We start from the raw sequence: 13,361 nt of genomic DNA, 5'->3' as shown, positions 1-13,361 counted from the left end.
CCGGACGCACCAAAGTTGCGCTTTGCCTTAAATACGCATAGGCGCGGGACAGAAACGACATTCATCATCCAGGGACATGCGATGAGCGAAAAGACTGAAAAGGGCGCAATGCAGGTGGATGTGCAACTGGTGCGGGATCTTGCCGCGCTGCTGGACGACACCAATCTGACCGAAATCGAGGTCGAGGACGGCGACCGCAAAATCCGCGTCGCGCGCAAGGCAGGCGGCGCAGCGCCGCTTTTCGCCGCCCCCGCCATGGCCCCGCTGCCCGCCCCGGTCGCGGCACCGGCCGCCACCGCTGCGGATGCGCCTGCGGACGCCGGCCTGCCGTCCGGCACGGTGGTGAAATCGCCGATCGTCGGCACCGCCTACCTTGCCGCCGAACCGGGCGCAGCGCCGTTCGCGCGCGTCGGATCGCAGGTGAAGGCCGGCGAAACGATCCTGATCGTTGAAGCCATGAAGGTGATGAACGCCATTCCCGCGCCAGCATCCGGCACAGTAAAGGCCGTGCTGGTCGATAATGGCCAGCCGGTGGAATATGATCAGCCGCTGATCGTCATCGAATAAGGCCGCGAACCCATGGCCATCGAAAAATTGCTGATCGCCAATCGCGGCGAGATCGCCCTCCGGATTCACCGCGCCTGTCATGAAATGGGCATCAGGACGGTCGCGGTCCATTCCACCGCCGACGCCGACGCCATGCATGTCCGCCTCGCCGACGAGGCCATCTGCATCGGGCCGCCGGCCGCGCGCGACAGCTATCTCAACATCGCCGCTATCATCTCGGCGGCGGAGATCAGCGGGGCGGACGCCATCCATCCGGGATATGGCTTCCTCTCCGAAAACGCCAAGTTCGCTGAGATCGTGGAAGCCCACGGCATCGCGTTCGTCGGCCCCAAGCCCGAACATATCCGCACCATGGGCGACAAGATCGAGGCCAAGCGCACGGCCGGCGCGCTAGGCCTGCCGCTGGTTCCCGGATCGGACGGCGCGATCAGCGACCTCGACGAAGCGCGCGCGATCGCCGAAAAGGCTGGTTATCCCGTCATCATCAAGGCGGCATCGGGCGGCGGCGGCCGTGGCATGAAGGTCTGCACCTCGCCCGATCAGCTCGAAACGCTGATGCAGCAGGCGGGCAGCGAGGCGAAGGCCGCCTTCGGCGACGCCACCGTCTATCTGGAAAAATATCTCGGCAATCCGCGTCATATCGAAATCCAGGTGTTCGGCGACGGCAAGGGCAATGCGATCCATCTCGGCGAGCGCGACTGCTCGCTCCAGCGCCGCCACCAGAAGGTGCTGGAGGAAGCCCCCTCGCCGGTCCTGTCGGCGGCCGAACGGGAACGGATCGGCGGCGTCTGTGCGAAGGCAATGGCCGACATGGGCTATCGCGGGGCGGGGACCATCGAGTTCCTGTGGGAAAACGGGGAATTCTACTTCATCGAAATGAATACCCGGCTTCAGGTCGAACATCCGGTGACGGAGATGATCACCGGCGTCGACCTGGTGCGCGAACAGATCCGTGTCGCCGAAGGCAAGCCGCTCTCGGTTGCGCAGGACGAACTGCGCTTTACCGGTCACGCCATAGAATGCCGCATCAATGCGGAGGATCCCCGGACCTTCGCGCCTTCGCCCGGTACCGTCACCAGCTATCATGTGCCCGGCGGCATGCATGTCCGGGTGGATAGCGGCCTGTATCAGGGATACCGGGTGCCGCCCTATTATGACTCCATGATCGGCAAGCTCATCGTCTATGGCCGCACCCGCGAGGGCGCGATCATGCGGCTGAAGCGCGCGCTGGAGGAATATGTGATCGAAGGGATGAAGACCACGATTCCCCTCCATCAGGCGCTATTGAAGGACGCGGACTTTCTGAACGGCGACTACACCATCAAGTGGCTGGAAGACTGGCTTGCCCGCCAGGGATAGCCGAAGTACATCGGGCAATGCCTTTCCTTGAACGGCATCGTTCATGCGCCATCCGGAACGGAGGGCGACATCGCAGCGGGGGACCTGCAATTGATGAAGCGGATCTGCGCCGCCGAAGCGCTCGGCACTGCGATATTGGTCGCCACCGTCGTCGGTTCGGGCATCATGGCCGACCGGCTTTCCGGGGGCAATGACGGCGTTGCCCTGCTCGCTAACAGCATGGCGACCGGCGCGATGCTCTATCTGCTGATCACCCTGTTCGTGCCGGTCAGCGGCGCGCATTTCAATCCCGCCGTCACCATCCTTGCCTCGCCCGTGCCGCAGCGGCTGCCCCGACTGCTGGCGCAGTGCGGCGGCGGCATGGTCGGTACGGCCACCGCGCACATCATGTTCGGCCTGCCACTGTTTCAGTCGGGCACCACGCCAAGGACCGGGCCGGGCCAGTGGCTGGCGGAAGCCGTCGCGGCCTTCGGCTTGCTCCTGACCATCCGGATGGGCGGACGGTTCCGGCCCGGCGCGCTGCCGGCCCTGGTGGCCGCCTGGATCATCGCGGCTTACTGGTTCACCGCGTCCACCAGCTTCGCCAATCCGGCGGTGACGATCGCGCGCGCGCTGACCGACAGTTTCGCGGGCATCCGTCCAATCGATGTCCTGCCCTTCATTCTGGCCCAGCTCGCGGGCGCGGCGCTGGGCCATCACTGCGCCGGTTGGCTGCTCGCCGGACCGGCCACCATCCCCGAACCGGAGCACGAGACCCATGAAGGCCACCATCTGGCATAATCCCAACTGCGGCACATCACGCAAGACGCTGGCCATCCTTGAGGAAACACCCGGCGTCGATGTCGAGGTGATCGAATATCTCAAGACCCCCTATAGCCGCGCCAAGGTCGCCCAGCTGATCGCGGATGCCGGCCTGACCCCGGCCGATGCGATCCGCAAGATGGGAACGGATGCGGAAGAACGCGGGCTGCCCGACATGGCGCCGGATGCGATCCTCGACGCCATGGCCGCCAACCCGGCTTATGTAAACCGTCCCTTCGTCGAAACGGAAAAGGGCGTCCGCTTCTGCCGCCCGCAGGACAAGGTTCGCGAGATTCTCTGACCGCAGCGCGAGGCAGCGATGCTTGGTTGCGGGTCCGGCCCTTTTCCGCCTTGCCTTCGCCGCGCGATGCCCTAGCCTTCCGCGCATGGCAAAGGACCGGACATTGGCGACCATCGCCGTCTACAGCCTCAAAGGCGGCGTCGGCAAAACCACCTTCGCGATCAATCTCGCCTGGGCGTCCGCCAGCATCTCGAAACGCCGCACCCTGTTGTGGGATCTCGATCCGCAAGCGGCGTCGAGCTGGCTCATCTCCACCGACCAGACCAGCCGTGACGCGGCACAGGCGATCTTCAGTAAGGATGTCGAGGTCAGGAAACTGATCCAGCCTTCGACTGTCCCTGGGCTGGACCTGATCGCCGCCGATACGTCGCTGCGCGGCCTCGACCATCTCTTTCGCGAGATGGACAAGAAGAAACGCCTTGCCCGTCTGATCGACAGCCTCGGCAAGGATTATGACCGCATCATCCTGGATTGTCCGCCGGGCCTGACCGAAACCAGCGAGCAGGTGCTGCGCGCGGCCGACCTGATAGTCATTCCGGTAATCCCCTCCCCGCTCTCGCAGCGGGCGATGGGCGAAGTCGCGCGCTATCTGGTCCAGCGCGGCGGCAGCCCCGCCCCTATCCTGCCGGTCTACTCGATGGTCGATCGTCGCCGGAGCCTGCATCGCAAGGCGCTGGACGACCAGCCGGGCTGGCCCGCCATTCCGATGGCCAGCGCGATCGAGCAGATGACCGTCCGGCGCAAGCCACTGGGCGCCTTCGCATCGACATCGCCCCCGGCGCGGGAGTTTGCCGCGCTCTGGACCCGGATAGAGCGGCAATTGGGCGATCGCTGACGCCCGGTCAGGCGGACAGGCGCATCGCCTCGCGAGGAAACAGCGCCGCGGCGTCGCATGCGCTCATGGGGCGCCCGAAATAATAGCCTTGCACCTTTTGGCACCCCAGGCTTCGCACCAGGTCCAATTCCGCCTCCGTCTCCACGCCCTCGGCCGTGGTCGCTATGCCCAGGCTGTTCGCCAGCGTGACGACCGCGCGGATGATCGCCAGGCTTTCCGCCTTGTTCTTGGATGCCCCGACGACGAAGCTGCGATCGATCTTGATGGTGTTGAAGCGGGTCCGGCCGAGATAGCCCAGCGAGCTGTAGCCGGTGCCGAAATCGTCGAGCGAAAGCTGAATGCCCATGCCCAGAAACTGGTCGAGCAGCCGGAGCGCGCCGGTATCGTCGCTCATGAACACGCTTTCCGTCACTTCCAGCTCCAACCGCCGCGAATCGAGGCCGCTCTGCGCCAATGCGGAAACGACCGCCGCGACGAAACTGGGGTGCGACAATTGTTCGGGTGAAACATTGACGGCGACCCGAATATCCTCGGGCCAGTTGACAGCCTCCATGCAGGCGGTGCGCAACACCCATTCTCCGATCGCGCCGATCAGGCGGGCTTCTTCGGCAACGGGGATGAACTTGGCCGGCGAAATCGCGCCCAATTGCGGGTGGGTCCAGCGGAGAAGCGCCTCGAACCCGACGACGCATCCCGCTTTTGCGTCGACCACCGGCTGGTACAATATATGGAATTCATCATTGGCGAGCGCGTCACGCAGTGCCAGTTCAAGCTGGTGGCGTTCCTCGGCCTGAACGTGCAACTGCTGTTCATAGGCGCAGTGGGTGCCGCCGCCCTCCGCCTTGGCCCGGTAAAGCGCCAGGTCGGCGCTTCGGGTCAGCGCTTCTGAATCCATGCCGTCCGTGGGCGAAACCGCCGACCCGACAGATGCGCCGACATACAGCATATGATGGTCGATCTGATAGGGCTCGGATATCACCGCGATGATGGCGCTCGCCAGATCGGTCACGACGTCGCCTTCGTCGACCGGTGCGATCAGCACCGCGAATTCATCGCCCCCCAGCCGCCCGCAAAAGGCGCGCCCGGAACAGACCTGACGCAAGCGCCGCGCGACCTGCCCCAGCAGCTTGTCGCCGGTCTGATGACCTAGCGTGTCGTTGATCGACTTGAAACGATCGAGGTCGATCATCATCAGGGCGCAGGCTGAGCCACGTCCAGGGGCGCTCCGTGCCAGAGCATCATCCAGCACTTCGCGCAGATGCGTCCGGTTGGGCAAACCGGTCAGCGGGTCGAACCGCGCAAGCTGCGCGATCTTGTCCGCCGATTCGCGCTGGATGGTGACGTCCGATCCAACGCCGCGAAATCCTTGAAAGACGCCCTGCTCGTCATATCGTGGCGACGCGGACAGTTCGATCCAGCGGCTCCGCCCCTGCACCTCAACCGGCAGGACCAGATTGCTGAAGCTCTCCCGCCGCTTCAGATGCTCCGTCAGCTCATGCAGCCCTGTCGAAAATCGCCCTGTTTCCCACCCGCTGCCTGCAAGCAGTTGGATCAATGGAGCGCCATCCAGTTCTTCGGGCGACAGGCCCAGCGTCTCGGCAAAGCGTCGCGACACGCCGCTGATCCGCCGCATCGGATCGATCTGCCACAGCCAATCCGATCCGCCTTCCTCGAATTCGCGCAGCAGCAGGCTGACGACTTCGGTCTTTTCGACCAGCTGCACCGTGGTGCTTTGCTGTCGCGCGAAGGTGCGCGCGTAGATCAGGCATCCGGTCAAAAGCGACAAGGCGTAGCTGGTCGACAAGGCGCGAAGCGGCAACTGGCCGAAATCGTCGAACATTCCGAACAGACCGACGATGCATGGCAGCAGAAACGCACTCGTGGCCAGCGGGGTCGCGGCATAGGTGATCGCGCCGCACACCATGATGCAGCTTATGAGAAGCCACAGGGCAACCATCTGCTCCGGCGTGACCGACGCGGAGATCATGAGCATGCCCGCCGTCCACACCAACCCCTGGAGCAACGCACCCGCGCCGTGCCAGCGCAGACCGATCATCCGAGGCGCGCGCATTCGGTCGATCACGATGCCGGCGATCGTGGCGCCGACCAGACCGGCGCTCCAAACCCCGAGACGAACCGGGCCGCAATGTTCTGCAAAAACCTGCCACACGAACAGAAGGCCGAACAGGTTCATGACGTGGCGAAGCGGCGCGGCGCTCGCGGCGGATCGCAACTGGGCGCCCGCCACAGAAGCCTCGGTTTCGTCGTCGATCGGCCGCAAGCCCATCAGCGCACGGGTAGAAGCGCGCTCCGGTGATTCCGCCGCGACCTTTTTTGGCGTTTTCCTGTTCACGCCGCGACATTAGCAAAGGAGAGTTAGCAATCCGTAACCCGGGACAAACCGGGGGTTTCCCGCCCGTCAGGCGGCTATGTCATAAGGCCTTATCTCGCCGGTCAGATACAGGTTGCGCGCCTTCGACCGGCTGAGCTTGCCCGAACTGGTGCGCGGCAGGGTGCGCGGCGGAACCAGTTCGACGACGCAGTTCATGCCGGTGATGGCGCGGACCCGCTCGCGAATCTGGTCGCGCAGGCGCGACCGTTCCTCATTGTCCGACGTCCGGCAATGGACCAGCACGGCCGGCGCTTCCTCGCCACCCGGCGTGGTGATGGCGAAGGCGGCAATGTCGCCCTGCTTGAACCCGGGCAACTGCTCCACCGCCCATTCGATGTCCTGGGGCCAGTGATTTTTGCCGTTGATGATGATCATGTCCTTGGCCCGGCCGACAATGTAGAGATAGCCGTCGGACAGATAGCCCATATCGCCCGTGTCCAGCCAGCCGTCGGCCATGCAGGCGTCGGTCGCTTCCTGATCGCGGAAATAGCCGACCATCAGGCTGGGGCCAGTGGTCCACACCTTGCCGATCTGGCGTTCGTTCATCAGGCCGCCGTCTTCGTCACGGATTTCCACGACCATGTCCTTGGCCGGCTTGCCGCAATTGACGATCGAGCGGAAGCGCTGCGGCCGTCCCTCGGTCGCAGCGCCGCCCGACAGGTCGGTTTCCTCGACCAGTTCGACGATGATCCCTTCGCCCGGCGGCATGATGGTGACGGCCAGCGTCGCTTCGGCGAGGCCGTAGCTGGGCAGGAACGCCTTGGGGCTGAAACCCGCGTCGGCGAAAGCGTCGACGAAGCTCTGCATCACGTCGGGACGGATCATGTCCGCACCGTTGCCGGCCAGGCGCCAGCGCGAAAGGTCGAACCGGTCCTGCGCCTTGGTCTGGCTGGACATGCGGCGGGCGCAGATGTCGTAGCCGAAGGTCGGCGAATAGCTGATCGACGTGCCCTCGTTACGGCTGATGAGGTCAAGCCAGGCGAGCGGCCGGCGCGCGAAATCCTCGGTCTTCATGTAATCGGCCGATACCTGATTGGCGATCGGCGACAGGAAGCAGCCGACCAGCCCCATGTCATGATACCAGGGCAGCCAGCTGATGCACCGGTCGCTTTCGATCACTTCCATGCCGTGGCTATGCGCCGACAGGTTGCTCAGCAGCGCGTGGTGCGTCACCGCCACGCCATGGGGGAAGCGGGTCGAACCGCTGCTATATTGCAGATAGGCGATTTCCTCGCCCTTCGCTTGCGGCAGGTCGCAAGGCACCGCATCGCGGGCGATGAAATCCTCGAAGGCAATGCTCTCGACATTCTTCTGGCGACCGGACTCGCCGGCCATTTCTTCCAGTTCCCTGGGGAAGAGGAACAGCATCGGGTCGCAGCTCGACAACTGGACATTCAACTGGTCGATATAGCTTTCCTTGCCGCCGAAACTCGTGGGCAGCGGCAGCGGCACGGGCCAGGCGCCCGCATAGACGATGCCAAAGAAGAGCATCGCGAAATCCGGCCCGGTCTCGGCGACCAGGGCTACGCGGTCCTGCGGCCGGACGCCGTGGGCGATCAGGCGGTGGGCGCAGGCGACCGCATCGTCGCGCAGTTCGGAAAAGGGATAGGGTCGCGCCAGATTGCCTCGCGCGTCATGGAAGTTCAGGCCCCGCTTGCCCCGCGCTGCATAGTCCAGCGCTTCGCCCAGCGTCCCGAAATCCGAGAAGCGGCGCGGCAGATCGTCTTTTGTCGGCGTGGGAGCCATCATCTCTTGCGAACCCGTCATATTGGTTTCACCCAATGTCATAAAGCGTATGAAAGCGCGGCCGCTAGCATCTTTGCCTTCGGCGTGCACCGGATAGTTTCACTCCAGCTTCGCCTTCTAGCGCACAAGGGACGGTAAAAATCCGGCCCGACTGTGGCATAAAGATGGCGCGTGGGGCATGTGAGGTCGGGATGACCGGAAAACGCCGCTCCCTGCCGCTGGACGAGGACGCCCTGCGCGATCTGGCGCTGCGGCATGTCGCGCGCTTTGCGACCAGCCGGAGCAAGCTGGTCGCCTATCTTCAGCGCAAACTGCGCGAACGCGGGTGGAGCGGCGAGCGGCCGGCCGAAGCGGAAGCTCTCGCCGACCGCTTCGTGGAGTTGGGCTATATCGACGATGCCGGCTATGCGGTGATGAAGGGCGCAGCGCTCGGTCGACGCGGATATGGAGCGCGCCGGGTCAATGATGCACTGCGTACCGCTGGCATAGCGGAGAGCGACCGCGCGCAAGCCGAAGCGCTGGCCGTATCGGACGCCTGGGCCGCTGCCGACCGGTTCGCGCGGCGCAAGCGCCTGGGACCCTATGCCGCAGAACCGCCCAGCCCGCAGCAGCGCGAGCGGGCCATTGCCGCCTTCCTGCGCGCGGGGCATGATTATGACGTGGCGCGACGCTGGATCGACGCTCGTCCCGGAGAGATTCCGGAAGATTCTTGAACCGGGCCGGAGGGCGGCCTGCATGTGCCGCGACATTCCCTCTCGCGTGCGCAAAATTCGCGGCGGCAAGGAAATGGCTCCGATGATCGGGCTATGCCGCCAGCGCCATACACTTGTGTTGCGCGCTTTTGCAGGTCGATGGCGCGCCTGCGTCCCGTCCCCCTCCCCTTGCACGAAAAATCCCGTTAGGCATGGCCGCATGCACCATTCCCTCGCCCTAATCGCGCTCGGCCTGCTGACCGCCTGCTCCAGCCCGCAACCGGCCGCCGACAACAGCGCGCAGCCCCGCGCCGTGACGACATTGCCCGTGGTCATTCGCACTGCGACCGGCCGGCACCGATTCGACGTCGAGGTCGCCCGCACGGAGGCCGAGCAGGAACGTGGCCTTATGTTCCGCAAGCAACTGGCGCCGGACGGTGGCATGCTGTTCCCGATGGACCCGCCGCGTACCGCCAGTTTCTGGATGAAGAACACGGTGATCCCGCTGGACATGCTGTTCATTCACACGGATGGCAGCATCGCGTTCATCGGGGCCAATGTGGCGCCCTATTCGCGTGAACCCGTGTCGGCGGGCGTCCCGGTCGCGGCGGTGCTGGAACTGGCGGGCGGGCGCGCCGCCGCCCTGGGCATCGGGGAAGGCGACCGCGTCGCATGGGGGGCCTGCGCCGTCCCGGGCGCACCATCGAGCGGCGACCTTAATTTCTGCCCCGGCGGCAGCGACTGAGGCCATATCCGCCTTGCCCACACCTGCGGCAACGGCTAAGTGCCTTGCCCCATGGGACTCCTCGGCAAGATCTTCACCTGGTGGGATGGCGCGACCATCGGCACCTCGCTGTTCACCGCCCGCAAGGGCAGCAAGGTCGGCGAGGATCATCAGGGCAACATCTATTATGAAGGCGGCACCGACGTCATGGGCCGTGCCCGACGCTGGGTCATCTATAACGGGCGTAACGATGCGAGCCGCGTTCCCGCCGAATGGCATGGCTGGCTGCACCACTCGATCGAAGGGGCACCGGAAAGCTTCCTGCCGCCGCCCCGCATCTGGGAGCGGGAATATACCCCCAATGCGACCGGCACCGCCAATGCCTATCGTCCTTCGGGCGCCTTGGAAAAAGGCGGCGTGCGCCAGCGTGCGACGGGCGATTATGAGGCGTGGAGCCCCGACGCATCATGACACACCCCGCGGCGGGACACGTTCCGCCGATCCTGCGATATGCGATTGCCGGCCTGGCGGCGCTGTCCCTGGCGGCGTGCGGGGACAATGAACTGCCGCAAGCGAATCAGACCGGCCCCGTCAGGGTGGACACCGCGCCGATACGGACCGCCGGGAACGAAACCCTGCCCGGCACGCCGATGGCGAAACGCACGGCGGTGCTGGGCCTGCTGAACAAGCGGAACGGGTTGACCCGCGATCTTACCATGAAGCCCGGCGAAGCATTGCGCATCGGCGACGCCATCGTCCGGCTCCAGGCCTGCGAAACGACGGCACCCTGGGAAAATGTCCAGGAAACCGGCGCCTTCGTGCAGCTTGACGTCCGCAGCAGCGCCGACGGCAAATGGCGCCGCAACTTTTCCGGCTGGCTGTTCCGCGACCGTCCCGACCGCAATGTCGTACAGCACCCGATTTATGACGTCTGGGTCAAGAGCTGCGCGATGGAATGGCCGGAAACCGGCCCCGAAACCGTCACGCTGGACGGCAAGGGCGCATCGGAACCGGCCAGCGGCGCGAAAGCCCGCTCCGTCGGCGCGCCGCAACCCGGCGCCACCACATCGGCTCCCCCGCCCAGCGCCACACCCTCGACCGCAACCCCCAGCAACTGAAGATAGTCGCGCTGGTCGATCTCGATCGCGCCCATTGATCGCAGATGGTCGGTCATGAACTGGCAATCCAGCAGGGTGAAGCCGGCGAAACGCAGCCGCGCCACCAGCCACGCCAGCGCCACCTTGGACGCATCGGGCCGACGCGACACCATGCTTTCGCCGAAGAAGGCGCGTCCCAGGCTGACGCCGTAGAGGCCGCCGACCAGATCGTCCCCGTCCCACACCTCGACCGAATGGGCAAAGCCGCGCGCGTGCAGATCGCGATAGGCGCGCTCGATCTCGTGGTTGATCCACGTCGTCGGGCGATCCGCCGCCGCCTCGGCACATAGTGTCAATATCTCGGCGAAGGCACGGTTGGCCGTGACGCGGAACCGCTCCCGGCGCAGCAGTTTCCCCAGCGACCGTGACAGATGGAAACCGTCCAGCGGCAGAATCGCCCGCAATTTAGGTTCGACCCAGTATATTTCCGCCGCATCGCGGTCGTCCGACATGGGAAAGACGCCGATGGAATAGGCCTGTAGCAGGATCAATGGATCGATCATCACCAAGGGAAGGATGTAGCAGAGCCGGACGCGGCGAACAGCCCATAAGCGACACGCCCGATTCGACCGGATCGTGCTGGTCGTGCGGGGCAGCCGCGCAGCGGCAGGCGCCATCTTCGCCGCGCCTGCCCGGCGCCGGCGATCCGGCCGCATCCTGTCCGGCGGCGACGCGCCGGCGCGTTGACTCGTCCCGGCAGCAGCCTACGCTGCCTGCCCATGATCCGACCGACCCTGCCGACGCTGCTTCTCGCCCTTCTCGGCCCCCTCCCCGCCCACGCCGCAACGGATGCCTATCAGGCGCGCATCGTCCGCATCCTGAAGGCGACGCCGCTTGTAGACGGGCATAACGACTGGCCCGAAGCGCTGGCCGAGAAGGAAAAGGACGCGCGCTGGACCATCGACCTGACCCATCTCGACCCGGCACGGTTCCATACCGATATAGCCCGTCTGCATGCGGGCGGCGTCGGGGGACAATTCTGGTCGGTCTGGGTATCGGCCGACCTGCCGCAGGTGCAGCAGGTCAAGGAAACGCTCGACCAGATCGGTCTCGTCCACGCTCTTGCGGCACGTTATCCGGGGCATTTCCTGCTGGTTCGTACCGCCGCCGAACTGCGCGCGGCGCACAAGGCAGGCCGGATCGGGTCGATGATCGGGGTGGAAGGCGGAGGCCAGATCGACGGCAGCCTCGCCGTGCTGCGCGCCTATCGGAACCTGGGCGCCGCCTATCTGACGCTGACGCACAGTCGCACGATCGCATGGGCCGACAGCGCTACCGACAACCCGCAACATGACGGACTGACGCCCTTTGGCGAAGCGGTCGTCCATGAACTCAACCGTCTCGGCATGCTGGTCGACCTCAGCCATGTCAGCGAAGCGACGATGCTGGACGCGCTGCGCGTCACCCGCGCACCGGTTATCTTCTCCCATTCCAACGCCCGCGCCCTGTGCGACACGCCTCGCAATGTGTCGGACGAGGTGTTGAAGGAGGTCGCGCGCAACGGCGGGATCGTGATGGTCAACTTCGCCGCGCAATATGTGTCGGAGGAACGCCGCGTCTGGGGCGCGGATCGCAGCGCCGAGATCGCCCGCAACAACGCACCGCCCTTCGGCGGGCTGCATATCGGCGATCCCCAAGGCGCGGCCATCGCGCTCGCAGCCTGGGAAAAGGCGCATCCCGAACCGATCGTGACCATCGCCCAGGTCGCGGACCATATCGATCATATCGTCAAGGTGGCGGGGATCGACCATGTCGGCATCGGCAGCGATTTCGACGGTGTCGGCGCGCTGCCGCAAGGATTGGGCGGCGTGGAGACCTATCCCGCGCTGCTCGCCGAACTCATGCGCAGGGGATGGAGCGACACCGACATCGCCCGGCTGGCGGGCGAAAACATGTTGCGCGTGATGGCGACGGCGGAACGGACGGCAGCGACCATGCGGGACGAACCGCCGGGCAGCGCGGTTCCGCCGCCTCAATCCTGATCCCGCGCCCGCTCGGTCAATATCGCCTCGATCGTCTCCACGTCGGACACCTTGTCGGCATCGATGCACGCTTCGGGCTGGCGCATGGCAACCAGACGCGCGTCCAGACCCATGCGCCGCCCGATCCTGGCCATGCCGCCGCGCAGAGTCAGGATGCGCAGCATTGCCCCGGCAAGCGCCAGCGGTCCGAACACCGACAGGATCTTCCACCCCTTCTTGCGGTCCTGCTCGACCTCCTGCCACAGGGCGATCGCCTGCCGCGCGGCCGGACCGCCGATCCAGAAAATATTGGCTCCCGACCACCAGCCGTCGCGAAATTTCAGCCAGGTGCGGCGCGATCCGGGATAGCGCGCCAGCAATGTCGCGCGCTCCACCATGGCGACGGCGATGTCCGCCCCGGCCGCCTCGTCCATCACCTGGTCCAGCATCGCCCCGTTCAGCAGCACATGGTCGGCTGTGGTCAGCAACAGCGGATAACGCAGATCCTCCCGGTCCATCAGCGCCAGCAGCGACGTCGCGATCCCTTGCCCGCTGCGTTCGAACCGGATGCGCGGTTCCGTCGCCATCCAGGCGGTTGCCGGGTCGGCGGCGAAGGCATCGGCGCGCTGGGTCAGGACGACGACGTCGGCAACGGCCGGATGGTCGAGCAGCGCGCGAGCGGGATAAGCGATCATCGGCGCCCCTGCGACCGGCGCCAGCGGCTTGACCGGCACGCCGGCGGCGACCGCCAGCGGATCGGGAACGGGCCGCGCGCCCGCGAGCAGGATGGCCGTGACTCCGGCCGGAGCAGTGAAGGTCATCGCCG

Annotated in this window: 14 protein-coding genes and 1 pseudogene; 10 read left to right on the top strand and 5 right to left on the bottom strand. The window is 65.5% G+C overall.

Features of this window, described 5'->3' with window-relative positions; genetic code table 11:
* Positions 1 to 81 precede the first annotated feature (81 nt).
* From accB to J3E64_RS00745, 5 genes are all read left to right on the top strand, one after another.
* Positions 82 to 567: an acetyl-CoA carboxylase biotin carboxyl carrier protein gene (gene accB / locus J3E64_RS00765; protein WP_253338581.1), complete on the top strand. Its 486-nt coding sequence runs from the start codon at positions 82 to 84 to the stop codon at positions 565 to 567.
* A gap of 12 nt (positions 568 to 579) precedes the next feature.
* Entirely contained in the window at positions 580 to 1,926 is a 1,347-nt protein-coding gene (accC, locus tag J3E64_RS00760) for an acetyl-CoA carboxylase biotin carboxylase subunit (RefSeq protein WP_253338579.1), read from the top strand.
* Positions 1,927 to 1,953: 27 nt separating this feature from the next.
* Positions 1,954 to 2,706, top strand: a complete 753-nt coding sequence (locus J3E64_RS00755) for an aquaporin (protein WP_367398589.1) — start codon at positions 1,954 to 1,956, stop codon at positions 2,704 to 2,706.
* Positions 2,684 to 3,028, top strand: a complete 345-nt coding sequence (locus tag J3E64_RS00750; RefSeq protein ID WP_253338576.1) for an arsenate reductase family protein — start codon at positions 2,684 to 2,686, stop codon at positions 3,026 to 3,028. The genes J3E64_RS00755 and J3E64_RS00750 overlap by 23 nt, the downstream gene beginning before the upstream one ends.
* Positions 3,029 to 3,113: 85 nt before the next feature.
* Positions 3,114 to 3,863: a ParA family protein gene (locus tag J3E64_RS00745; RefSeq protein ID WP_253338574.1), complete on the top strand. Its 750-nt coding sequence runs from the start codon at positions 3,114 to 3,116 to the stop codon at positions 3,861 to 3,863.
* Between the two features lie 7 nt (positions 3,864 to 3,870).
* On the opposite strand, the gene J3E64_RS00740 is transcribed toward J3E64_RS00745, so the two are convergent.
* Positions 3,871 to 6,150, bottom strand: a complete 2,280-nt coding sequence (locus J3E64_RS00740) for a bifunctional diguanylate cyclase/phosphodiesterase (RefSeq protein WP_253338571.1) — start codon at positions 6,148 to 6,150, stop codon at positions 3,871 to 3,873.
* A 132-nt stretch (positions 6,151 to 6,282) separates the two neighbouring features.
* Positions 6,283 to 8,043: a fatty acyl-AMP ligase gene (locus J3E64_RS00735; RefSeq protein WP_253338570.1), complete on the bottom strand. Its 1,761-nt coding sequence runs from the start codon at positions 8,041 to 8,043 to the stop codon at positions 6,283 to 6,285.
* Positions 8,044 to 8,192: 149 nt separating this feature from the next.
* Between J3E64_RS00735 and J3E64_RS00730 the strand changes: the two genes are divergently transcribed.
* The 3 genes from J3E64_RS00730 to J3E64_RS00720 all read left to right on the top strand — a co-directional run bounded on the left by J3E64_RS00730 (position 8,193) and on the right by J3E64_RS00720 (position 9,888).
* Positions 8,193 to 8,714, top strand: coding sequence for a regulatory protein RecX (locus J3E64_RS00730; protein ID WP_253338569.1), 522 nt, complete (start codon positions 8,193 to 8,195; stop codon positions 8,712 to 8,714).
* A 199-nt stretch (positions 8,715 to 8,913) separates the two neighbouring features.
* Complete coding sequence (locus tag J3E64_RS00725) at positions 8,914 to 9,438, top strand: DUF192 domain-containing protein (protein WP_253338568.1); 525 nt, start codon at positions 8,914 to 8,916, stop codon at positions 9,436 to 9,438.
* A 51-nt stretch (positions 9,439 to 9,489) separates the two neighbouring features.
* Positions 9,490 to 9,888 carry an NADH:ubiquinone oxidoreductase subunit NDUFA12 gene (locus J3E64_RS00720; RefSeq protein WP_253338567.1) on the top strand — a complete coding sequence of 133 codons (399 nt, stop codon included), beginning with the start codon at positions 9,490 to 9,492 and terminating at the stop codon, positions 9,886 to 9,888.
* 106 nt (positions 9,889 to 9,994) lie between these two features.
* On the opposite strand, the gene J3E64_RS00715 is transcribed toward J3E64_RS00720, so the two are convergent.
* Positions 9,995 to 10,171: a hypothetical protein gene (locus tag J3E64_RS00715; RefSeq protein ID WP_253339411.1), complete on the bottom strand. Its 177-nt coding sequence runs from the start codon at positions 10,169 to 10,171 to the stop codon at positions 9,995 to 9,997.
* On the opposite strand from J3E64_RS00715, the pseudogene J3E64_RS00710 reads away from it, so the two are divergent.
* Positions 10,134 to 10,304 (top strand): annotated as a pseudogene (locus tag J3E64_RS00710) (DUF2155 domain-containing protein); the annotation flags it as partial. The gene J3E64_RS00715 and the pseudogene J3E64_RS00710 sit on opposite strands and share 38 nt — an antisense overlap.
* Before the next feature lie 35 nt (positions 10,305 to 10,339).
* Here the strand turns inward: J3E64_RS00710 and aat are convergent.
* Positions 10,340 to 11,080 (bottom strand): leucyl/phenylalanyl-tRNA--protein transferase, encoded by a 741-nt coding sequence (gene aat / locus J3E64_RS00705; protein WP_253339360.1) that lies wholly within the window; start codon positions 11,078 to 11,080, stop codon positions 10,340 to 10,342.
* A gap of 213 nt (positions 11,081 to 11,293) precedes the next feature.
* Between aat and J3E64_RS00700 the strand changes: the two genes are divergently transcribed.
* The gene (locus tag J3E64_RS00700) at positions 11,294 to 12,556 is read left to right on the top strand and encodes a dipeptidase (RefSeq protein WP_253338566.1); all 1,263 of its coding nucleotides are present in this window, start codon (positions 11,294 to 11,296) and stop codon (positions 12,554 to 12,556) included.
* On the opposite strand, the gene J3E64_RS00695 is transcribed toward J3E64_RS00700, so the two are convergent.
* Positions 12,547 to 13,356 carry an NTP transferase domain-containing protein gene (locus tag J3E64_RS00695; protein WP_253338565.1) on the bottom strand — a complete coding sequence of 270 codons (810 nt, stop codon included), beginning with the start codon at positions 13,354 to 13,356 and terminating at the stop codon, positions 12,547 to 12,549. The two genes, J3E64_RS00700 and J3E64_RS00695, sit on opposite strands and share 10 nt — an antisense overlap.
* Positions 13,357 to 13,361: the final 5 nt, after the last annotated feature.

The sequence above is a fragment of the Sphingobium sp. OAS761 genome (genome assembly GCF_024168485.1).
Classification (GTDB): Bacteria; Pseudomonadota; Alphaproteobacteria; order Sphingomonadales; family Sphingomonadaceae; genus Sphingobium.
This window is presented reverse-complemented; position numbering and strand designations above follow the sequence as displayed.